Source organism: Klebsiella sp. 141161, from assembly GCF_050600815.1.
GTDB lineage: Bacteria > Pseudomonadota > Gammaproteobacteria > Enterobacterales > Enterobacteriaceae > Klebsiella > Klebsiella aerogenes.
In genome coordinates this window covers 57,158-80,108 of record NZ_JAQIRN010000013.1, presented here as the reverse complement: position 1 = coordinate 80,108, position 22,951 = coordinate 57,158, and the positions used below count along the sequence as shown (strand labels likewise).

At 53.4% G+C, this 22,951-nt stretch carries 20 protein-coding genes; 7 read left to right on the top strand and 13 right to left on the bottom strand.

What is annotated here, in order from left to right:
- Positions 1-675: molybdopterin oxidoreductase family protein (locus PGR79_RS23280; RefSeq protein ID WP_430922600.1), on the top strand; the 675-nt coding region annotated here is incomplete at its 5' end.
- A gap of 191 nt (positions 676-866) precedes the next feature.
- Positions 867-1,550, top strand: a complete 684-nt coding sequence (locus PGR79_RS23275) for a tetratricopeptide repeat protein (protein ID WP_430922598.1) — start codon at positions 867-869, stop codon at positions 1,548-1,550.
- Between the two features lie 35 nt (positions 1,551-1,585).
- On the opposite strand, the gene gltP is transcribed toward PGR79_RS23275, so the two are convergent.
- Positions 1,586-2,896, bottom strand: coding sequence for a glutamate/aspartate:proton symporter GltP (gltP, locus tag PGR79_RS23270; RefSeq protein ID WP_045398139.1), 1,311 nt, complete (start codon positions 2,894-2,896; stop codon positions 1,586-1,588).
- Between the two features lie 414 nt (positions 2,897-3,310).
- Between gltP and acs the strand changes: the two genes are divergently transcribed.
- The 3 genes from acs to actP all read left to right on the top strand — a co-directional run bounded on the left by acs (position 3,311) and on the right by actP (position 7,413).
- On the top strand, positions 3,311-5,269 hold the full coding sequence (acs, locus tag PGR79_RS23265; RefSeq protein WP_430922596.1) for an acetate--CoA ligase: 1,959 nt from the start codon (positions 3,311-3,313) through the stop codon (positions 5,267-5,269).
- A 183-nt stretch (positions 5,270-5,452) separates the two neighbouring features.
- Positions 5,453-5,767: a DUF485 domain-containing protein gene (locus PGR79_RS23260; RefSeq protein ID WP_113375010.1), complete on the top strand. Its 315-nt coding sequence runs from the start codon at positions 5,453-5,455 to the stop codon at positions 5,765-5,767.
- Positions 5,764-7,413: a cation/acetate symporter ActP gene (actP, locus tag PGR79_RS23255; protein ID WP_213317920.1), complete on the top strand. Its 1,650-nt coding sequence runs from the start codon at positions 5,764-5,766 to the stop codon at positions 7,411-7,413. Before PGR79_RS23260 ends, actP begins: the two co-directional genes overlap by 4 nt.
- Positions 7,414-7,454: 41 nt before the next feature.
- On the opposite strand, the gene PGR79_RS23250 is transcribed toward actP, so the two are convergent.
- The 7 genes from PGR79_RS23250 to PGR79_RS23220 all read right to left on the bottom strand — a co-directional run bounded on the left by PGR79_RS23250 (position 7,455) and on the right by PGR79_RS23220 (position 14,524).
- A complete protein-coding gene (locus PGR79_RS23250) occupies positions 7,455-8,549 on the bottom strand; it encodes a type 1 fimbrial protein (RefSeq protein ID WP_430922593.1) in 1,095 nt (364 codons plus the stop codon).
- A 19-nt stretch (positions 8,550-8,568) separates the two neighbouring features.
- Entirely contained in the window at positions 8,569-9,132 is a 564-nt protein-coding gene (locus tag PGR79_RS23245; RefSeq protein ID WP_430922591.1) for a fimbrial protein, read from the bottom strand.
- 22 nt (positions 9,133-9,154) lie between these two features.
- Positions 9,155-11,728 (bottom strand): fimbria/pilus outer membrane usher protein, encoded by a 2,574-nt coding sequence (locus PGR79_RS23240; protein ID WP_430922589.1) that lies wholly within the window; start codon positions 11,726-11,728, stop codon positions 9,155-9,157.
- Positions 11,682-12,368 carry a fimbrial assembly chaperone gene (locus tag PGR79_RS23235; RefSeq protein WP_087858822.1) on the bottom strand — a complete coding sequence of 229 codons (687 nt, stop codon included), beginning with the start codon at positions 12,366-12,368 and terminating at the stop codon, positions 11,682-11,684. The genes PGR79_RS23240 and PGR79_RS23235 overlap by 47 nt, the downstream gene beginning before the upstream one ends.
- A 53-nt stretch (positions 12,369-12,421) precedes the next feature.
- Positions 12,422-12,982 carry a fimbrial protein gene (locus PGR79_RS23230; RefSeq protein ID WP_162750243.1) on the bottom strand — a complete coding sequence of 187 codons (561 nt, stop codon included), beginning with the start codon at positions 12,980-12,982 and terminating at the stop codon, positions 12,422-12,424.
- Positions 12,983-13,431: 449 nt separating this feature from the next.
- A complete protein-coding gene (locus PGR79_RS23225) occupies positions 13,432-14,121 on the bottom strand; it encodes an LrgB family protein (protein WP_087858823.1) in 690 nt (229 codons plus the stop codon).
- Positions 14,114-14,524 carry a CidA/LrgA family protein gene (locus tag PGR79_RS23220; protein ID WP_316425527.1) on the bottom strand — a complete coding sequence of 137 codons (411 nt, stop codon included), beginning with the start codon at positions 14,522-14,524 and terminating at the stop codon, positions 14,114-14,116. The genes PGR79_RS23225 and PGR79_RS23220 overlap by 8 nt, the downstream gene beginning before the upstream one ends.
- Positions 14,525-14,627: 103 nt before the next feature.
- Here PGR79_RS23220 and PGR79_RS23215 point away from each other — a divergent pair, with 103 nt between their 5' ends.
- Positions 14,628-15,509, top strand: coding sequence for a LysR family transcriptional regulator (locus tag PGR79_RS23215; protein WP_087858825.1), 882 nt, complete (start codon positions 14,628-14,630; stop codon positions 15,507-15,509).
- A gap of 130 nt (positions 15,510-15,639) precedes the next feature.
- On the opposite strand, the gene PGR79_RS23210 is transcribed toward PGR79_RS23215, so the two are convergent.
- The 4 genes from PGR79_RS23210 to soxR form a co-directional block, all read right to left on the bottom strand.
- Positions 15,640-17,286, bottom strand: a complete 1,647-nt coding sequence (locus tag PGR79_RS23210; RefSeq protein WP_015368729.1) for a Na+/H+ antiporter — start codon at positions 17,284-17,286, stop codon at positions 15,640-15,642.
- A gap of 147 nt (positions 17,287-17,433) precedes the next feature.
- Entirely contained in the window at positions 17,434-18,783 is a 1,350-nt protein-coding gene (locus PGR79_RS23205; RefSeq protein WP_015368730.1) for an NCS2 family permease, read from the bottom strand.
- A gap of 371 nt (positions 18,784-19,154) precedes the next feature.
- On the bottom strand, positions 19,155-19,823 hold the full coding sequence (locus PGR79_RS23200) for a glutathione S-transferase family protein (protein ID WP_087858827.1): 669 nt from the start codon (positions 19,821-19,823) through the stop codon (positions 19,155-19,157).
- A gap of 274 nt (positions 19,824-20,097) precedes the next feature.
- The gene (gene soxR, locus PGR79_RS23195; protein ID WP_087858828.1) at positions 20,098-20,556 is read right to left on the bottom strand and encodes a redox-sensitive transcriptional activator SoxR; all 459 of its coding nucleotides are present in this window, start codon (positions 20,554-20,556) and stop codon (positions 20,098-20,100) included.
- An 84-nt stretch (positions 20,557-20,640) separates the two neighbouring features.
- On the opposite strand from soxR, the gene soxS reads away from it, so the two are divergent.
- Positions 20,641-20,970 carry a superoxide response transcriptional regulator SoxS gene (gene soxS, locus PGR79_RS23190; protein WP_015368734.1) on the top strand — a complete coding sequence of 110 codons (330 nt, stop codon included), beginning with the start codon at positions 20,641-20,643 and terminating at the stop codon, positions 20,968-20,970.
- Here soxS and PGR79_RS23185 read toward each other — a convergent pair.
- Positions 20,955-22,559 (bottom strand): EAL domain-containing protein, encoded by a 1,605-nt coding sequence (locus PGR79_RS23185; protein WP_113375004.1) that lies wholly within the window; start codon positions 22,557-22,559, stop codon positions 20,955-20,957. The genes soxS and PGR79_RS23185 overlap by 16 nt on opposite strands.
- Positions 22,560-22,951: the final 392 nt, after the last annotated feature.

The window sequence follows — 22,951 nt, the reverse complement described above, 5'->3', positions numbered from 1 at the left end:
CCGATGCACTACAACAACACCCAGGAGATCTGGGATGAGTTGCGGCATCTGTGCCCGGACTTCTACGGCGCTACCTATGAAAAAATGGGCGAGCTCGGCTATGTCATGTGGCCATGCCGCGATGAGTCCGACGCCGACCAGGGGACGTCGTATCTGTTTAAAGAGAAGTTCGATACCCCGAACGGGCTGGCGCAGTTCTTCACCTGCGACTGGGTCGCGCCGATCGATAAGCTCACCGACGAGTACCCGATGGTGCTCTCAACGGTACGCGAAGTCGGTCACTACTCCTGCCGTTCGATGACCGGCAACTGTGCGGCGCTGGCGGCGCTGGCGGATGAACCGGGCTATGCGCAAATCAACACCGCCGACGCCGAACGGTTAGGCATCGAGGATGAAGCGCTGGTGTGGGTCAATTCGCGTAAGGGGCGCATCATCACCCGCGCGCAGGTCAGCGATCGGCCGAATAAAGGCGCGGTGTACATGACCTACCAATGGTGGATCGGCGCCTGTAACGAGCTGGTGTCGGAGAACCTGAGCCCGATAACCAAAACGCCGGAGTACAAGTACTGCGCGGTTAACGTTGAGCGGATTGCCGATCAGCGCGCGGCGGAGCAGTACGTGATCGACGAGTACAACAAGCTGAAAGCCCGCCTGCGCGAAAGCGCGATGGGTTAAGGTTCGGCGGCCTTACCAACCCTCCCCCGGTGGCGCTTACGCTTACCGGGGCTACCAACCGACTACCGAACCGTAGCCCGGATAAGGCGCTATGCGCCGCTATCCGGGTATTCACCCCGCTAATTCCCGCCATTTTCTTCTTTTCCGCCTCCCTTTATACTGCGGGGGTCTTCCTTACTGATAATAAAAAAATGAAATACCTCTATTTACTGCTGGCGCTGACAACCTTCGCCGCAGACGCTGCAGATCCGGGCAGCCAATACCAACAGCAGGCCGAAGCTGGCGATCCGCGCGCGCAGTTTTATCTGGCGGATACCTGGGTTAGCTCCGGCAACTATCAACAGGCTGAATACTGGGCGCAGAAAGCGGCGGCGCAGGGCGATGGCGACGCGCTGGCGCTGCTGGCTCAGCTTAAAATCCGTAACCCGCAACAGGCCGACTATCAGCAGGCCCGACAGCTAGCGGAAAAATCCGTGCAGGCCGGCAGCAAGGCCGGCGAGATTATCCTCGCCCGCGTGCTGGTCAATCAGCAGGCTGGCCCCACCGATTATGCGCACGCCATCAGGCTGCTGCAGGATGCGGCCAAAGATGAAGAGAGCGACTCTGCCGTCGATGCGCAGATGCTACTGGGGCTTATCTACGCCAGCGGCGTGCTGCCGCCGGAAGATGACCTCAAGGCCGCGCAGTACTTCAAAGGCAGCTCGGCGCTTTCGCGCACCGGCTATGCCGAATACTGGGCTGGGATGATGTTCCAGCAGGGAGAGAAAGGTTTTATCGAACCAAACCCGCAAAAAGCGCTGCATTGGCTTAACGTCAGCTGTCAGGAGGGGTTTGATACCGGATGTGAAGAGTTCGACAGGATAACCAAAGGCTAAAAAAAGCCCGGCGCGAATGGCCGGGCTCTGACATCTTATTGGGCGGTTTTATCAAACTTGCCCAGCACTTCGCGTTCATACGCCAGCGCTTTCTTGCGATCAAACTTATGTTCCCACTTAGCGATAACCAGCACCGCCAGCGCGTTGCCGACCACGTTCAGCGCGGTACGCGCCATATCGAGGATACGGTCGACGCCGGCAATAAACGCCAGCCCTTCCAGCGGGATCCCCACGCTACCCAGGGTCGCCAGCAGCACCACGAAGGAGACGCCCGGTACGCCCGCGATGCCTTTTGAAGTCACCATCAACGTCAGCACGAGAGTGATTTCCTGCCACAGGGAGAGGTCGATACCGTACAGCTGGGCGATGAAGATCGCCGCGATGCTCTGATATAGCGTCGAACCATCGAGGTTAAAGGAGTACCCGGTCGGCACCACGAAGCTGGTGATTGAGGCCGGCGCGCCGTAGGCTTCCATTTTCTCAATGATACGCGGCAGCACGCTCTCGGAGCTCGCCGTGGAATAAGCCAGAATCAGCTCATCTTTGAGGATGCGAATCAGGATCCAGATGCTCAGCCCACATACCCGCGCCACGATACCCAGCACCACCAGCGCGAAGAACAGAATCGCGAAGTAAACCAGGATAACCAGCTTAGCCAGCGGCCACAGCGAAGCGAAGCCGAAGGTGGCGACGGTCACCGAGATCAGGGCAAAGACCCCGACCGGCGCATAGCGCATCACCATGTGCGTCACTTTAAACATGGTTTCGGAGATGGAGCGGAACACGGTCACCAGCGGTTCGCGGTGAGTAGACGGCAGGGAAGAAAGCCCCAGACCGAACAGCACCGAGAAGAAGATAATCGGCAGCATATCGCCTTTCGCCATCGAGGCGACGATATTAGTCGGCACCAGCGACAGGATAGTCCCCATCAGGCCGTGAGCGTGGCTCTGCACCTCTGCGGTGGTGTTCTGATATTTCGAGATATCGACCGCCGCCAACTGCGACATATCAATGCCGCTACCCGGCTGGAAGACGTTCGCCAGGGTGATCCCCAGCACAATCGCCACCGTGGTGATCACTTCAAAATAGATAATGGTCTTGGCGCCGATGCGGCCCAGTTGCTTGGCGTCGCCTACACCCGCAATGCCCACCACCAGCGTCGAGATGACAATCGGGACGACAATCATTTTAATCAGGTGGATAAAGATATCGCCCGCCGGGGTCAGGAGGTTTGAGATTAACCAATCACGGCTTTCGGCGTGGTAATGCAGGTAGCTGCCCAGAAGTATGCCAAGCACCAGGGCTAGCAAAATCTGCCAGGCCAGGCTGACTTTTGTTTTTTTCATCACTACTGACTTCCTCAATGAAAGGCACCATTCCGGGAGGTAATGGCACCCACTGAAAGGGGTATGAATTGTGTTGCGTTGCTTTATGGGGTTATTTAACGCGCAATATCAGTATCATTTGCACGGCATGCTGCGCAAGCCTTTAAGAACAGGGCTTTCCTCTGGTTTTCTGCATAAATCCGCCCATTTCAGCGCATTACATTGCATAAGTATTTGTTATAAAAAATATTTAACACATTCAGTTTCTATAAATCCACGCTGTAAATTATTTCACTTCAAAGTTTCATTTGATTGAATTTCATTCAGTTTAATCAATGCGTGATCTGCCCCCCAAATAGTAAACAAAGCTCATAAAGCCCCTATTCTTAACGGTTATTTGACATATATTTAACAAGTTAAAGGAGAAAAAAAGCCATGAGCCAAATACATAAACACCCTATTCCCGCAGAGATTGCGGAACATTGCCTGATGAATCCGCAACAGTACCAGGTGAACTACCAACAATCCATCAGCAACCCAGATGCCTTCTGGGGTGAGCAAGGCAAAATCCTCGACTGGATTAAGCCCTATACGCAGGTAAAAAATACCTCTTTCGCCCCGGGAAACATCTCCATCAAATGGTATGAAGATGGCACCCTGAACCTCGCGGCCAACTGCCTCGACCGCCATCTGCACGAGCGCGGCGACCAAACCGCGATCATCTGGGAAGGCGACGACGCCAGCAAGAGCAAAAACATCACTTATCGCCAACTCCATCGCGATGTTTGCCGTTTTGCCAACGTATTGCTCGATCTGGGCATTAAAAAAGGCGATGTCGTTGCTATCTATATGCCGATGGTGCCGGAAGCCGCCGTCGCTATGCTGGCCTGCGCGCGCATCGGCGCCATCCATTCGGTTATCTTCGGCGGCTTTTCGCCGGAAGCGGTTGCCGGTCGTATTATCGACTCCAGCGCTCGCCTGGTGATCACCTCTGACGAAGGATTACGCGCCGGTCGCGCCATCCCGCTGAAGAAAAACGTCGACGATGCGCTGAAAAATCCGCACGTCACCAGCATCGAGCACGTGGTGGTACTCAAACGCACCGGCGGCAAAATCGACTGGCAGGAAGGTCGCGATCTGTGGTGGAGCGATCTGATTGAAAAAGCGGATGACCAGCATGAAGCGGTGGAAATGAACGCCGAAGACCCGCTCTTTATCCTCTATACCTCCGGTTCAACGGGCAAGCCGAAAGGCGTACTGCACACCACCGGCGGCTATCTGGTGTATGCGGCGACCACCTTCAAATACGTCTTTGATTATCATCCGGGCGATATCTACTGGTGCACCGCCGATGTGGGCTGGGTCACCGGTCACAGCTACCTGCTGTACGGCCCGCTGGCCTGCGGCGCCACCACGCTGATGTTTGAAGGCGTGCCAAACTGGCCGACCCCGGCGCGCATGTGCCAGGTGGTGGACAAACATCAGGTCAATATTCTGTACACCGCGCCGACGGCGATCCGCGCGCTGATGGCGGAAGGCGACAAAGCTATCGAAGGTACCGATCGTTCCTCACTGCGCATTCTCGGCTCGGTCGGCGAGCCGATTAACCCGGAAGCCTGGGAGTGGTACTGGAAGAAGATCGGCAACGAGAAGTGCCCGGTGATGGACACCTGGTGGCAGACCGAAACCGGCGGCTTCATGATTACCCCGCTGCCGGGCGCCACCGAGCTGAAAGCCGGTTCCGCCACGCGTCCATTCTTCGGCGTCCAGCCGGTGCTGGTGGACAACGAAGGGACGCCGCTGGAAGGCGCGACCGAGGGCAACCTGGCGATCGCCGACTCCTGGCCTGGCCAGGCGCGTACCCTGTTTGGCGATCATGAACGCTTCGAGCAGACCTACTTCTCGACCTTTAAAAATATGTACTTTAGCGGCGACGGCGCCCGTCGCGACGAAGATGGTTATTACTGGATAACCGGTCGCGTCGATGACGTACTGAACGTCTCCGGCCACCGTCTGGGCACCGCGGAAATTGAATCCGCGCTGGTTTCGCATCCGAAAATCGCCGAAGCGGCGGTGGTCGGCATTCCGCATAACATCAAAGGCCAGGCCATCTACGCTTACGTGACGCTGAATCACGGTGAAGAGCCGACGCCGGAACTGTATGCCGAAGTACGTAACTGGGTGCGCAAAGAGATTGGCCCGCTGGCGACGCCGGATGTACTGCACTGGACCGACTCGTTGCCAAAAACCCGCTCCGGCAAAATCATGCGCCGTATTCTGCGTAAGATTGCCGCTGGCGATACCAGTAATCTCGGGGATACCTCGACGCTGGCCGATCCGGGCGTAGTGGACAAACTGCTCAAAGAGAAGCAGGCCATTGCGATGCCTTCTTAACACGATACCTACCCCCCTCTCCCTCTTAGGAGGGAGAGGTTAAAAACATAAACTCCCCCCAAGGATTCTGTTCAGCAGGAAAGCGGTAAACCAGCGGCTACTCGACGTAATAACGTCGGGCGGGTCACTGTTGCCGACGGATAGCCGATGGATGACATAAGGGTTACCTCTGGAGACGCTAAGATGAATGAACAAATTTGTCAGCGGATAGAAAATAGTGCGAATTTCAGGGAGTTAGTTGCATCACGGCAACGGTTTGCCGCCATTCTGTCAGTCATTATGCTGGTCATTTACGTAGGTTTTATTTTGCTTATCGCCTTCGCGCCAGGCTGGCTGGGAACGCCGCTGCATGAAGGCACCAGCGTCACCCGCGGCATCCCTATTGGCATCGGCGTCATTATCATCTCCTTCGTTCTGACCGGGATTTACGTCTGGCGGGCAAACGGCGAATACGACAAGTTGACCAAAAGCGTGATTAGCGAGGTGCAAGCATCATGAAAAAAGTCCTGACGGCGCTTGCCGCCACGTTCCCTTTCGCGGCCAACGCCGCCGATGCCATTACCGGCGCGGTGCAGCGTCAGCCGACCAACTGGCAGGCGATTATCATGTTCGTGATTTTCGTCGCCTTGACGCTGTATATCACTTACTGGGCGTCAAAACGCGTACGTTCGCGTAGCGATTACTACACCGCAGGCGGCAATATCACCGGTTTCCAGAACGGTCTGGCGATTGCCGGCGACTTTATGTCCGCGGCCTCGTTCCTCGGCATTTCCGCGTTGGTTTACACTTCCGGCTACGACGGTCTGATCTACTCGCTCGGCTTCCTCGTCGGCTGGCCGATTATCCTGTTCCTGATCGCCGAACGCCTGCGTAACCTCGGCCGCTATACCTTTGCCGACGTAGCGTCTTATCGCCTGAAGCAGGGGCCGATTCGCACCCTCTCCGCCTGCGGTTCGCTGGTGGTGGTGGCGCTGTATCTGATCGCGCAGATGGTTGGCGCCGGTAAGCTCATCCAGCTGCTGTTCGGCCTCAACTACCACGTGGCGGTGGTGCTGGTCGGCGTGCTGATGGTGTTGTACGTGCTGTTCGGCGGCATGCTTGCCACCACTTGGGTGCAGATTATCAAAGCGGTCCTGCTGCTGTTCGGCGCCAGCTTTATGGCCTTTATGGTGATGAAGCACGTCGGGTTCAGTTTCAATAATCTGTTCACTGAAGCGATGGCGGTCCACCCGAAAGGGGCGGCGATCATGAGCCCCGGCGGGCTGGTGAAAGACCCGATATCGGCGCTGTCGCTCGGTCTCGGCTTGATGTTCGGTACCGCGGGCCTGCCGCATATTCTGATGCGTTTCTTCACCGTCAGCGACGCCAAAGAAGCGCGTAAGAGCGTGTTCTACGCCACCGGTTTCATGGGTTACTTCTATATTCTGACCTTTATCATCGGCTTTGGCGCGATCATGCTGGTGGGGGCGAATCCGGCGTTTAAAGACGCGGCCGGACAGCTTATCGGCGGCAACAACATGGCGGCAGTACATCTGGCGGATGCCGTCGGCGGTAACCTGTTCCTCGGCTTTATCTCGGCGGTGGCGTTCGCCACAATTCTGGCGGTAGTCGCCGGACTGACGCTGGCGGGGGCATCGGCGGTCTCTCACGATCTTTACGCTAACGTGTTCCGTAAAGGCGCGACCGAACGTCAGGAGCTGAAAGTATCGAAAATCACCGTGCTGATCCTTGGCGTGGTGGCGATTCTGCTGGGGATTTTGTTCGAAAACCAGAATATCGCCTTCATGGTCGGCCTGGCGTTCTCTATCGCCGCCAGCTGTAACTTCCCGATTATCCTGCTGTCGATGTACTGGTCGAAACTGACCACCCGCGGCGCGATGATTGGCGGCTGGCTCGGCCTGCTGACCGCGGTGATTCTAATGATCCTCGGCCCGACTATATGGGTGCAGATCCTCGGACACGAGAAAGCCGTCTTCCCGTATGAATACCCGGCGCTGTTCTCCATCGCCATCGCGTTCATCGGCATCTGGCTGTTCTCGATTACCGATAACTCCGCCGAAGGGATGCGCGAGCGCGAGCAGTTCCGCGCTCAGTTCATCCGTTCGCAAACCGGTATCGGTATCGAACGCGGTCAGGCGCACTAAGCGTATCAGCCTCTTCCTCGCGCTGGGGAGGAGGCTGAGGTTTAGTTATAGGTAAAAGTTATCACCCCGGCCGCATTTGCCGAGCCCGCCGTCACCGTCGCCCCTGTTTTGTAGTAATTGGTTGAGAATAGCAACGTGTCTAAAGCATAGGCGCCGCCGGGGCTATCAGGATTAGTAAAAATAGTATAGCCAGCATCCGCGCCGCTATTGGTCACCGTGGTGCGGCTTGAAGAATACAAGCTGATATCCGTATTCAACGGTAGCGCCTCGCCATTCAGATTAAGCTGCACGCCAACGCCGGTGGCGACATTGCTATCTGTAGTCAGCGCCATCACCGTGTTATCCGGGTTATCACCGCCCGCTTGTGCCGCCGTCACCCGCATCGATACGTTAGTCCCGGGTTCGCAGGCGAGCGTGACAGATTGCCGGACGGAGCCCACTTTCGTCGCGGTATTAAACGCCGAGGCGCTGACCGTCCCCATCGCGAAGTTGAGCCCCGAGCTATTGGTTACACAGCCCATCGGGGTCAGTTGAATCGTGGTGGTGCCGCTGATATGCAAGGGAGAAATACTGGTGGTGCCGACATTATCCTGAACCGATACTCTGGAAATCGGATCGCCAAACGTTAAAGTACTATTGCTGGCGATCGGCCCGCCGGTGGCGACCAACTGTAGTTGATACGCGGGCGAGTAACTGGTTGTCGCGAAGCTATCACCAAATCCCGTAGGCTTGCCCAGATAATAGTTCGCATCGCCAATATAATGCGTTTGATAATCACTGCTAAAATCGTTGGTATCGCCACCGTACTCACCAGTGATATTTAGCCAGACTTTCACACGAATACCAACGCCTGAAACCGAGGTGGTATAGATATTATCGCCAATTAGCGTACCCGCATTGTCTGATGCCCACTTAAAAAGCGCGTAGGTTTCACCTTCACAATTTAATAACGTTGTCTGCGCGCGCGTAATTTTGCCGGAGTCATATAAAATAGTACCAGCCGAATAGCTACCGGCATTGACGAGGATTTTCTCCGGCAAATTGGTCATAGAGACGCTGCCATAGTTAATCCCATCACAGGCCCAACCATAAACAGGAAAGATAATAACCAGTAACAGTAAAATGTATTTTTTCATACTCTTCCCTGTATAAATATCATTTATAGGCCACATCAAACGTGGCCGTAAAACCCACTACGCCAGCGCTTATTTTTCCATAGGGTGAATACATTCGAGCAAGCATATTAAAAGTATGCGTATCAGTGTTATCAAAGGTATAGAGATAGCGTTCGTTGGGGCCTAAGGTTTGTTGGTCGGTTTGGCTAAGCAATTGCATTCCGACGCCGCTGGCGCCGTTACTGCCTGTTTGATTACTTTTGTAGATTGAAGGATAAGTATCATCATAAGATGAACCACTGAATGATAGCGTAACCGACGTTAAACCCGCAGCACAGTTAGTAAACTCTAATTTAACCGGCGTACTTTGCCCATGGGATCCTGCTTTCCCCGTCAGAGTTTGATAGGACACCGTGCCTAAGTCGATGGTGGTTGACGGTTTAACCGCCACCTCGCAGGAGGGCTCCTCGATACTTCCCGTGACGTTAATATTAAGCGTACTCGACTCATCATATGCCAGCGCGCAAGGCGCGATAAAAAAGCTGCCGGGCAATAAAACAAGGGCGCAAGTTAATACCGAAGTTATTTTTTTAGCTTTACTCATTGATTACTCTCAGCGTGATAAGTTAATAACAAATAGCCTGATAGAAAATAATATCCTGGTCCGAAACCTGGCCGCTAAAGTCATAAACTGCCCGACACTGCTCATTGCCACCGCTGCCCCATTTCACAAGCAGCGCACCTTTTTTCTGGAGACCCGTTACATATACCTGCCCGCCATCACCAACAATATTGCTGCGGATATCATTGGCTCGTCCATTATTATTATCCAGAGACACGATGGCGCCAAATGGAACAATTCCAGACTTCGTTTTTAAAGTAATCATTGCCTTATAGCCAATATAGGTATCGTATTTTACTTTCACGATGGCGTTGCGCGTCGGCACCACGGTTCTCACCACGTTATCCACTTCGGCGCCAGTGACCTGCTGCTCATCCAATGACAAGTTGTTGCTATGATAAGGACGGATATAAGGCACAATAGCGTAACCCGCCGAATCGGTGCTGACGTTCGTTTGACCGCGCACCGTCACATCGCTGACGCCTGGCGTTTCAACCAGCGCCGAGCTTTCCCCCAGAAAACGAGAAAACGTAAGGCCACCTGAATGAGCAACCATGCCGCCACGCAGCGTATAGTTGTAGTGGTTGCTATAGCGATCGTAACCATATCCGGCGGTCACTTCGCCCCTTGATCCTTGATAACCCACGCCAATATTTCCGGAGATACTTTTATCACTGGCGTCATAGCCTTGCTGAACGTTCCAGTTCAGCGAACGATCGGCAAGCATCATCCCGTTAAGACCGACACTGTGCGTGGTATCGCTTTTACGGCCTGCGCTCATACTGTAATTGGCTGACATCGTTTCGCCGAGCGGCACACTCAGCGTGAGTGACACGATAGTGTCGCTGTCTGGATTGCTCTCCCCGCTATCGTCTGTACTTTGGACATTACGGTTGTATGAGTAATTAACAAAGTAAGACACTTTGCCGATAGTACCGCTATAACCAACGCCTAAAGAGGCCATTCTTGAGTTATCCCAATACGTTTCATTGACCAGTGAAAGCGACAGTGAGCCGTAGCCAGATAGCGTTTGCGAAATTGACGCATCAAAACGACCTTTTTTGCGACCGGTTAATGAACTGCGGTCACTATCAGCGGTAGTCTCATCAATAAAGTCGGCAAAAGAATAATATCCGGAAGTGGAATAGCGATAACCCGCGACGGAAAAACTGGTCCCCGATTGCATAAAACTTTTATTAAAACGCAGGCGATAGGATTGCCCTTTCTCTTTAGTTGCAAAGAGCGAGTTATCGTTATTTTTCATCTCAGCCAAAGAGCCGGAAGCATCCAGCGAAAGAGCGCCAACAACACCGAGATTGAATCCGGTACCTACGAGTATATTCGTATACCGATCTTCAGCTTGCTGAAACCCGGTATAGAGCGTGGCGTTGCTGGAAAGCCCGTAAGCCAAAGTTGACTGGACAAAATTATATTCTTTACCGCCTGAATTGGCCGAGCGGGTCTTACCGCTGCTAAACGTGTAATCCAACTGCCCTTCGCGCTGCAAAATCGCCAATGATGCGTAAGGAACGACGAAACTTTGCTGACTGCCATCTGACTCTTTAATATTGACGTACAAATCGCCAGCGCTACCGGTAGAGTACAGATCTTTTATCTCAAAGGCGCCGGGGGCAACCGTCGTTTTATAAATACTATAGCCGTTTTGATAAACAGAAACTTCGGCCGTTGTCCGCGCAATTCCCTTAATCGTCGGCGCAAAACCATGCAGGCTATCTGGTAGCATTTCTTTGTCCGAACTTAGCTGTAGACCAGTGAAGTTCAAACTGTCGTAAATATCCGAGGCGGTATAGGTATTGCCCATCACCAACTGGCTTTTCAGCCGATGAATATCTCGCGCAAGATAGCTATAAACCGATTCCCACCGGCTGCCATCATCGCTATGGTTAAGCGTGCTGTAGTTGCGTATACGCCACGCTCCCCAATTAATACCTGGCTGCAGGCTGACAAACTGACTCTCCGTCGCGGCGCCGCCATGACGCGGAATGCTACGCTGGCCGGATAGGCTGTAATTGAGTACACCGGCATTGATGCCTTGCTGCCACTGATTTTCCGGCACATAGTCTCTTGGCCGATTCAGTAACGCGACCTGTGGAATCGAAAAATTAATCCGCTGCTGGGCGAGTTCGACGGTGTACTCCAGCCCCGGAATGGCAGACAGGCGAGCGCATTCCGCTCCCGCGGCAGCAAGCTGCGGGTAACTCTCGGTATTAATTAACCACGTTTTAAGAAGCTCAAGCCGAATGCAAGGTTGAACCGCCATCGCGGCATCGCCGGAATGTTTTTTAAAATCAATAGATTCAGAAGAAACAAATTTATCATTTATATAAACATCCAGGCTATAGCGGCCCGGCGGCACCGCTTCCTGAGAAAAATAGGATAAATCGACAGCAGTTGATTGGCTTTCCGTAATCTCAAGGAGATGGGGGTTAAAATATTCACTCGCCTGTACGCTAACGCTCAACGCGGCAGCGGACAGGATTAAAATAATACGGCAGTATATTAACTTCGAACTATTGTACGATCGCAGTGTATTTCTTTCCTGACATACCATAATCATTAATCACGCTCCATGTGATCGATTGTTTCCCTGTCGAGGATAAATTACTTTCAGCTGGTATTTTTAACGTCGTAAACGGGGCGGCAAACCATCCGCCAGAAATATTCCTACCGTTAATGCCAATCTGCGAGAAGTTCATATAAAGTGGTGAGTTGTTCTTTACACTAATAAAGCTTCCCAAGCGCTGCCATTGTAATTTCCCGGCATACATTTCTGGCGAACTGTTTTTAAGCTCAGCGGGACGGTAGATAAGTTTTATCTTTGAATTGATAGCAAACTGAACCATATTAGTATCTGGCATATTATTCATTGCCGGAATACCTTTAATGTTAAGCCAAAACATGGATTCACGGTCGGCGGCCAGAGGCTTACCGGAACGCACTATTCGCACGAAACCTTTTTCTCCCGCTTTTAAGCGAAAAAGCGGAGGGGTAATGATAAATGAGTCTTTCGCCGGAGATGTGGCATCCACCAATGAGACCCACGACTGAACAATATCAGAGCTATTATCTTTATTCTCTACAGCTACTTCGGCATTATTTTTTGCACCGTCAAATATCACGCGAGTTGCGCCAACCACTACGCTCGCTTGCGCGCTGGTGATAGATAATAACCCGAAAAATAACAGAAAATATCTCATCTAATTTTATTCCAGGGGAATCAGGATAGATTCCCCTTGCTCCATGAATAATATTAATAGTAAGTCACGTTATAAGTCACAGTGGTTTGTACTGCGCCTTTAGTTGGGTCAGCGCTTCCTGATTTAGCCATTTTTACCGTAAAAGGGATGGTCGCCTCACCAGAGGAGATATCAACATCGGCGCCCTCAACGTTATTTTTGAGTAAATTTCCCGCATTGTCGAAGATAGCAACGGCAACGCCTGATGCCGCTTCCGAGCCTGCCTGGTTTTTAAAATAATCGCTATTAGCGCTGTCTGCTTCACCACCAAATGTTACGCGAGCGATAGTGCTCCCTCCCTCTTCAGTGGTTGGGCAATCAGCCAGCTTAAAGGAAAAGTTTTTCGCCGCACCGTAGGTATAGGCTTTTAAATCTGCAACCGATGCGGTCCCCATGGCAATCGCAGTTACGCCGCCGTCAATGGTTGCGGTGCAGGTTGTATCTGAAACGGTACCGGTGAAGGTAATGGTATTCGGCGCCGCTTGCGTAATAGTAGACAACATACAGGAGGCGGAAATCGCCAGCGCGCTGAATAAATATTTTTTACTGATTTTCATATGAATTCCCATATCCATTGTAAAATGACAATCAATCCGTCAATTGCTTCATGCAGGTATATTAGAGAATGGAATTCAATATTCGCATTACAAATGCGTCATGCAAATAATGATAAGATCAATTTATACCCGTCATACTTCACCACGTGGTCACTCATTGAATCCATTCAATAATAATATCCCACATCAAAATAATATCCTGCAGAAAATATTTTTCAATAAGAAGAGCTAACATCACTTATTAGCAGAAATTTATCACCAGGCATCACAAAACATAAAACCATAAACATCAACAAATTAGATATACACTCAACCAGAAAGAAAATAATGTATCCTGATGGATTCGGAATAAAGCCTAAACACTTTAAATATTAATTACGCCAAACATCTTATATATACGTAGTTTCTTAACTCATTCTAATATCAGCAGCCTTACCCGCTGTACTTCGGGGTAAAACTGCTGAAGTTCAAAATATCGCCCAGCGCACCAAAGGCGCCGCCAGTACCATCACTACGCCGGAAAGCATCATTACCAGGCTGGCGACCACGCCCTCCTGCTGCCCGAGCTCGTAAGAACGAGCGGTCCCGGCGCCGTGGGACGCCGCGCCAAAGCCGGCTCCTTTCGCCATGCCGGCGCTTATCGACAAGCGTAAGAACAGCACGTCGCCAATCGCCATGCCAAAGACTCCGGTAACCACCACAAACAGCGCCACTAAGTCGGGTTGACCGCCGAGCGGTTTCGCTGCCGCCAGCGCAAACGGCGTGGTCACCGAGCGCACCGCCAGGCTTCGCTGGATCTCATCTGAAAGAGTAAACAGACGCGCCAGCCAGACGGAAGTGGTTACCGCCACCAGCGAAGCCGTCACCACCCCGGCAGTCAACGACATCCAGTGACGCTTGATAATCGCCATGTTGTCATAGACCGGTACGGCGAAAGCGATGGTGGCTGGCCCCAATAGCCACAATAGCCAGTGCGACTCGCCCATATAGCTCTGGTAGGAAATATGACCAAAGACGAGGATCAGCACCAACAATACCGGCGTCAGCACCAGCGGCATCAACGGCAGTTTGTGGAAGCGGCGATAGAGACGCTTATTGGCAAAATAGAGCACGAGGGTGACCGCCAGACACAACACGCTCAGGGTAAAATCACTCATCTTTCAACCTGCTCACTTCGTAGCGATAAACCCTATCCACTACCCACGCCGTGGCGCCCAATACCAGGGTGGTGCTTAGCGCGATGACGAGGAAGATACGCCAGCCGTCCACCATCAGCAGTTGCGCATAGTTAACGACGGCAACCACCGCCGGGACGAAAAATAGCAGCATCTCCGCCAGCAGCCAGCGCGCTCCTGCGCGCACCCAGTTCAGCGGTATCACCCGGCAGACGATAAGCATCAGCAGCATCAACATACCGACAAGATTGGCCGGAAGCGGGAGATGAAGCCAATTAACCAGATATTCAGCGCAGACAAACAGCCCGGCATAGAGCAGTACCTGAACCGGTACCTGAAGACGTCGCGCCACGAAAGGCGCAACACGTGCTGGCGCGAAGGCCATGAGCGGAATTCCCTAAAAATAAGACAGACGTGAAGTATAGAGAGCCGCCCTTACTGACAGAAATGAATTAAAATCATCACAGGTATAGTCTCAGGGAATAATCATGGATATACGTACGTTGCGATATTTTGTCGAAGTCGTCCGCCAGCAAAGCTTTACCCGCGCGGCGGAGAAGCTCTTCGTCACGCAGCCCACCATCAGCAAGATGCTCAAAAATCTGGAAGACGAGCTCAACTGCACTCTGCTTATCCGTGATGGCCGTAAGCTGTTATTAACCGATACCGGCCGGGTAGTTTTCGAACGCGGGCAGGCGATACTCGGCGAATTCAGCCAGTTAAAAGCCGAGCTCAGCGATATCAATCATCTGAATAAAGGCGTGCTGCGGCTGGGGATCCCGCCGATGGTCGGCATGTTGATGGCTGAGCCCATCAGCCGGTTTCGCCTGCGTTATCCCGGCGTGGAGCTGAAAATTTCCGAGTTCGGCGGGCTGACGGTACAGCAGGCGGTTAGCAACGGCGAGCTCGATCTGGCGATGACCGCGCTACCGGTCGATGAGGCCAGCGGTCTGACCACGCTGTCGCTCTTCAGCCATCCGCTCTGCGTCCTCGTGCCAAAGACGGCGCAGTGGCAGGATATCACCTCGATCTCGCCGCAGAAGCTGGCGCAGCATCCGTTGGTTATCTACAACGAAGATTTTGCCCTCAGCCAGCAGCTGATGCGCCTGTTTGCCGAGCATGACGTGAAGCCGCGTATCGCCGTGCGCAGCGGCCAGTGGGATTTTCTGGCGGCAATGGTGCAGGCGGGCATTGGCGTAGCGATTTTGCCGGAGCCGATTTGCCAGCGGCTGGATGCCGAGGATTTTTACTGGATCCCACTGGAGAGCGAATTACGTTGGGAATTAGGGATGATCTGGCGGGAAGGCGTATATATGTCGCGCAGCGCTCAGGCGTGGCTGGAGTGCAGTAAGTCATTTTGGCTGGAGTAACTCCCCGGTCGCGCTAACGCTTACCGGGGCTACATATATACTGTAGGTCGGGTAAGGCGTTAGCCGCCACCCGACAAAAAACGGCACCGCGAGTAGTCCCGATAAGCGTCGTGCTTACCGGGACTTAAAGTTACTGATCTTCGATTAACAGCGCTTCTAACAGGTCGAGATCGTGCAGCAGCTTCTGCAACGTCTCGTTGCTGATTTGCCGCGTCGCGCGCAGGTGGTACAGCTCACCGCGCTCCGAACGTAGCGCCGCCAGACGGAAACGGCGCTCAAGGCTCTCTTCCAGCATCGAGGTTTCGACATCGTTACGGCCATCCACACGGCGTCGCAGGTTACCGATGACGCGCGAACTTACCTCGGTCAACAGCTGGTTGTCGATATTCTCTTTGGTATCCGCCGCCAGGCGTTCTTCCATTTTCTGAATCGCGACAATCGCCACATCCGCCGTCGCGGCACGCGCCAGACGCTCTTCTTTGCGCTGCTGTACGTGGTCGGTAGACTCAATACGCCGCAGCAAAATCGGCAACGCGATGACCCCGACGAACAGGGAGAAAAGAATCACCCCGGCGGCCAGGAAGATAAGCTCGTAACGCGCCGGGAAGACGTTGCCGTCCGGCAGCAGTAGCGGAATCGACAGCACACCGGCGAGAGTAATCGCCCCGCGCACCCCGGCGACGGAGGAGATCAGCAGCTCACGGGTGGTCCAGGAGCCAAACTCCATCGGCTTCTTCTTCAGGAAGCGCTGGCTAAGCTTACGCATCGTCCACAGCCAACCGAAACGCACCAGCATCAGCGCGGCGTAAATCAGCACGATATCGGTGAACAGCATCCAGGTTTCAACGTTAGGATCGGCTTCTGCCGCCACCAGCGAACTCGACAGGATATCCGGTAGCTGCAGACCCAACAGCAGGAACACCATGCCGTTAAACACGAACTCCAGCATTGCCCAGGTGCTGTTGGCGCGCAGGCGCATAGCCAGCGGCGCGGTACGCATCACCCCGGAACGGGTGATGGTCATCCCTGCGGCCACCGCCGCCAGGATCCCGGAGAAACCGATATGTTCGGCAATCAGGTAGGAAGCGAACGGCAGCAGGAACAGCAGCACAATTTGCGTTGCCGGTTCATCGCCGCCCCAGCGGCTGAGGAAACGCATTGAGCGGCCATACAGCCAACTGACCACGAAACCGGCCAGGATGCCGCCAATCGCCACCTTCAGGAACTCAACGGTGGCGCCACCAATGGTGAACACCATCGTGCCCATTGCCACGGCAACGGCAAATTTTAACGACACCAGGCCCGAAGCGTCGTTCATCAGCGCTTCGCCCTGCAGAATGCCCATGATTTTCTTCGGTATCCGCCCTTCGCCGACAATACCGGACAACGCCACGGCATCGGTCGGCGACAGCACCGCCGCAAGGGCGAATGCCGGAACCAGCGGGATCCCCGGCACAATCCAGTAAATCAGGAAGCCGATACCGACCACGGTGACCACCACCAGCGCCAGCGCCAGGCCGAAGATTTCTCGCCCGTGCTCGATAAACTCGCGGGTCGGCGTTTTCCAGCCGTCGGCAAACAGCAGCGGCGGGATAAACAAAACGAGGAAGAGTTCAGGGTCGAACTCGACGTGCAGACCAAAGGTCGGCCAGGCCAACAGCGCGCCGATGGCGATTTGCATTAACGGTAATGGAACCTGAAAGGGCAGTACGCGTGTAACCACCCCGGAGAGAGAGACCACGAGGGTCATGATGAGTATGGTGAAGAATATTTCCATGTGTTCCCTGTTTGCTGCGTTTTCTTTTTTTACATCCGAGGCGTCATGTCTCGAAATGATACGCTACTCAGATTAACGCAAAAGGAAACAGGATGTGGCTGAAAAATTAAACGGGCGGCCAAAGCCGCCCGTCGTTAGCAGGAAAAGTTAAATCGCCCACCCACCAGCATAGAAGATGACCAGCGCCGCCGCGATGATCACGGTGCCCGCATTGAGCTTACGCCACTCGCCGGATACCACGCGGCCAATCACCAGCGACGCAAAACCGATCATGATGCCGGTTACGATGTTGCAGGTCAGCACGATGAACACCGCGGTAATCAGCCCCGCCATCGCATCCACGAAGTCATTGAAGTCGATTTTCGCCACGTTGCTCAGCATCAGCAGGCCAACGTACATCAGCGCTGGCGCGGTCGCATAGGCCGGAACCAGATAGGAGAGCGGGGAAAGGAACAGGATAAGCAGAAACAGCACGCCAACGGTGACTGCCGTCAGGCCGGTTTTACCGCCCGCCGCCGTACCGGCCGCCGATTCGATATACACCGCAGCAGGGGCTGCGCCCACCACGCCGGAGAACACGCTGCTCAGGGAGTCGGTAGTCAGCGCTTTGCCGCCGTTGATGATCTGCCCGTCTTTATCCAGCAGGTTAGCCTGGCCGGCGACCGCGCGAATGGTGCCGGTGGCGTCGAATACCGCGGTCATAACCAGCGCCAGCACGCTTGGCAGCACCACCGGGTTCAGCGCGCCGATGATATCGAGGCTGCCAATCAGCGAATTGCCTTTGTCATCGCTCAGCGACGGCATGGCGAAAATCCCGGAGAAGTGGACGTTGGGATCAAAAATCAGCCCGATAATGGAGACCCCGATAATGGTCAGCAGAATACCGCCCGGCACTTTCAGTTTTTCCAGGCCGATAATCACCGCCAGGCCAATCAGCGACATCATCACCGGGAAGCTATCGAAATTGCCCAGCGCCACCGGCAGGCCGTCCAGCGGGTTTTTAATTACCAGGCCGACGCCGTTGGCGGCGATCAGCAGCAGGAACAGGCCGATACCGATGCCGGTTCCGTGCGCCACGCCTTGCGGCAGATTGCGCAGGATCCAGCTACGAATACCGGTGGCGGAGATAATGGTGAACAATACCCCCATCAGGAACACGGCGCCTAATGCCACCGGAATGCTGATGTGTTGTCCCAGCACCAGGCTGAAAGCGGTAAAGGCAGTCAGCGAAATCGCACAGCCGATAGCCAGCGGCAGGTTAGCCCACAGACCCATCACTAATGAACCGACGCCCGCCACCAGGCAGGTCGAGACGAACACCGCTGCCGGCGGAAAACCGGCTTTGCCTAACATTCCCGGCACTACGATGACGGAGTACACCATCGCCAGGAAGGTGGTTAATCCGGCAACGATTTCCTGACGTACGGAGCTGCCGCGAGCTGAAATTTTAAACCAGGCGTCTAAAGAACCGCCGGTACGCGCTGAAGGCGTAGACATAGAAAACTTCCCCTGAAAATTTTGATCGTTCGCTTGCATGCGTGATGGACCATCCACTGCCAGTTAAACGCCATCTCCTTGTGCTGTTTCCCGGCGCCAGGAGGGAGGCTGAGAAAAAGCAAACGTTTAACTCCGCACATACAATGCGATGTATGGAATGTCTTTGCTCCCCCTATCGGCAGGGGAAAAAACGAGCAAAGTAAAAAGGCAAACGATTATCCTGTCTTTAGACGGCCCTTTTCAACTGAAGTTTGTCGTATTTTGCCAAATTTCGCCGCCAAAGCTCAGGAAATAGACAAACGATGCGCAAACGTTATCGTCAATGCGCAAAGCATTAACATTTTTATATGTTTTAATCCGCTTTCAGCGCATTAACCGCCAGGTAGGGTAAACGGCCCGCCGCGCTCAATAGCATTCAGCCAGCCCGGTCGCGATTCAACCTGTTGCTGCCAGCGGCGGGTGTGCGGCAGGTCTTGAATGCCGCCGCGCGCCAGTAACGCCATCACCGGAAAGCTCATCTGAATATCCGCCATGCTCAGCGCGCCGCCGGCAAACCACGGCTGGCCAGCCAGATGCTGTTCAATATATGCCGCATGGGTCGCCAGCTGTCTATCCAGCCACGCCTTTTGCACCCCTTTGCCCAACGCCCCGCCCAGCGTGCGCATGCCAAGCGGCACCGGCGGTTTGCCGAGGCTGGCGAAGATAAGCTTCATCAACAACAAGGGCATTAACGATCCCTCGGCATAATGGAGCCAAAAGCGATATTGCAGTTTATCTTCCCGCCCCTGCGGCTTCAGCTGCTGGGCGCTATCGTAGGTCTCCTGCAGATATTCCAGAATGGCGCCGGACTCCGCCAGCACTACGCCCTGATCCTCAAGCACCGGCGATTTACCCAACGGGTGAATTTTTTTCAGCTCCGGCGGCGCCTGCATGTTTTTTTCACGCTGGTAGCAGACGACCTGATAGGACAATTGCAGTTCTTCCAACGCCCACAGCACGCGCTGCGAGCGGGATTGGTTGAGGTGATGGACCGTCAACATGGCGCTCTCCTGTTGTTCGTTCAAATTAACTATAGGAACAGGCGGCCAATGACGGAAAAATTTCGGCAACACCAACAGGCAAAATCAGCAGGCTGTGCCACAATTACATTGTCGACGCAATCCGGAACCTCCTTCAACACATTGCGCAATACCTGAGGGGAGTCGACGTCGGGGGAAACCCTCCCGTGAGCCAGCGGGATAATGCGAAAGACAAAGACCGGAAAACAACTAAAGCGCCCTGTTGTGGCGCTTTAGTTTTTTGCAGGTATCACAATTAATCCTCTTCCAGCAGGCGTGCGCCGGTCCCCTCTTCACCCAACTTATCTCCTGGGTTGCGTAATGGGCAATCGCGGCGCGATAAACAACCACAGCCGATGCAGCCGTCGAGTTGATCACGCAGCGCAGTCAGGGTGTGAATACGCCGGTCCAGCTCCTCCCGCCATTGCGACGACAGCTGTTTCCACTCTTTGGCGCTCAGATTATGTCCCTCCGGCAGGACGCCAAATGCCTCGCCGATGGTCGCCAACGGAATGCCAATACGTTGCGCAATCTTGATAATGGCGACCGCTCGCAGCACATCACGGCGATATCGCCGCTGATTGCCGGCATTACGCTGGCTGCGGATAAGCCCTTTACTTTCATAAAAGTGCAGCGCCGAGACGGCGACGCCGGTTCGTTTAGCCACTTCCCCAGGAGAAAGCAGCATTTTGATACGGGCTGATTTCTTTTCCATAAAGCTCTTTACCTCAAGTTAACTTGAGGAATTATACTCGCCGACAGACAAAACGACGAATCGAGAATTGAGAGAGGCCGCTTTATGTCCCATCAGGATATTATCCAAACGCTTATTGAATGGATTGATGAACATATCGATCAACCACTTAACATTGATGTAGTCGCTAAAAAATCGGGATACTCGAAATGGTATCTGCAGCGGATGTTCCGTACCGTTACCCACCAAACGCTGGGTGATTACATTCGTCAGCGCCGGCTACTGCTCGCTGCTGAAGCGCTGAGAACCACGCAGCGTCCTATTTTTGATATTGCGATGGATTTGGGATACGTCTCGCAGCAGACGTTCTCGCGGGTGTTCCGCCGGGAGTTCGATCGCACTCCCAGCGACTACCGTCATCAGATTTCCGCCTGACGACCGTCGTGCGGCGTACGCAGTAAGATCGGGGACTTGGCCAGCCACTGCATAAACTCCTGCGGCGGCATTGCCCTCGCAAAATGCCATCCCTGACAAAACTGCACGCCGCGCTTAAGTAACCAATCCACCTGATCCAGCGTTTCTACCCCTTCAGCGATGGTTTTTAAACGCAGGCTACGCGCCATGTCGATGATATGCTCGGCAATCAGGTGGCTGGTGCTGTTGGTGGTCAGCGTATCGATAAAGGATTTATCAATCTTCAGAATATCGACGTTGAGCGAATAGAGGTTATGCAGGTTGGAATAACCGGTGCCGAAATCATCAATAGCTATCTCGTAGCCCGCCTCGCGGAAAGCCTGAATCACCGGCGTGGTTTTCGGCACATCGATAAATCCCCTTTCGGTGACTTCAATTTTGATTTGCTTCACGCAAACCGCATAGCTGCGCGCTTTCTCAGTAATCTGCGCAATTAACCGCGCGGAATGGAAGTCGGATGCCGAAAGATTAATCGCGATATAGAGCTGCGGATGCCTGGCCAAGTATTCACCAAGATCGTTGAACAACTCGTCAACCACGTAATCTGTTACCTGAGCAATCATGCCTGAGTTTTCCGCCAACGGAATAAACTCCGCCGGGCTCATCACCGGACCGTCAAATCCCGGCCAGCGTAGCAGCGCCTCGGCGCCGACGCAGCGGTTATTCTTGATGTCGATAATAGGTTGGTAATGCAGACAAAGCTGGCGGTGGCTTAACGCTCGCTGCAGCTTATTGCGCGGCGAATGATACTGCTGACGGCTTCGCGACCAGACCATCAGAATCAATATGCTGCAAATAATTCCTAACGGCAGGGTCAAAGTAACCTGATCGTACAGGCTGGCATAATAGCTGGCGCGCGAGGTGGACATGATGACCGCAATCGGCCGAATCGACGAATGGGCGACGGTATAAACCCGGCCATCCTGATTGAAAAAAGCGTCTTCGTGGCGAATAAGACGATGAAGCTCCCTGGCATCAACGTTTTTACTCACCGAGAAAAACATGTTCGTTTTGGTGTCGAAGACGCCGTAGGCTAAATCTTTATCACTGGAAATGACTGAACTATAAGAGAGGGGGTTAACCACCACGGCATAATGCCCGCGCTGCATATAATTCATATCATAGCCGGGATAAAACGGCGTATCGCGATAGTAGTAGATGGAGATGTCGGGATTTCGAGTATAATTCGCCGCGGATATTCTCCAGCCCTCTTCGGGATGGACCGCTGTGGAACAAAGGAAAGTGTTACCGCTCGCGTAAATCAGGTCATCAACGTACAGTAGTCCGCGAACAATATTCAACATGTACTGCTGATGCTGAGGGGAACACATTAACCCGGTAAACTGCATGGCTTTTTCGCGCGCCTGCTCGGATTCATGAATGACCATTTCCGTTTTTTGCAGCGCCAGCTGCGAAAACGATTGCAGTCTATCTGAGATTTCTTCCTTGGCCCTGATTTGCGCAAACCACAACGCCAACACCACCGGCAGTACAACCACCAGTATGATGAAGAATATTCTTAACGCCTTATGCGGCGCGTTACGATTCATTTCCGCTTTTTATCCATGCGATACGCCTCAATCACGGTATAAGGACAAAAACCAGGCATTACCGACTGTTATAAAAAACAGCGAATTTCAGCAACGAACACGTTTATGTAAAAACCTCACACCTAATAATGATGAATCATACTTACTTATAGATGGATCGAGAAACATTCTCGTAATAATTAAGACACTAGCCACTTACTAATTCGGTTTCTCCGTACAATTACTCGTAATAAGTAACAAAACCCGTAGATCAATTATCGGCAGTCCAGGTCCGGTCCTTAACGGCGTCGAAAAACGGCCATCAGACAAGCTGGTACGCATTGCCGCACAATTAACCACATTCATAACATGGTTTTTAAATGTCAAAAAAGGTCATTTTTTGTCTGGTGAAT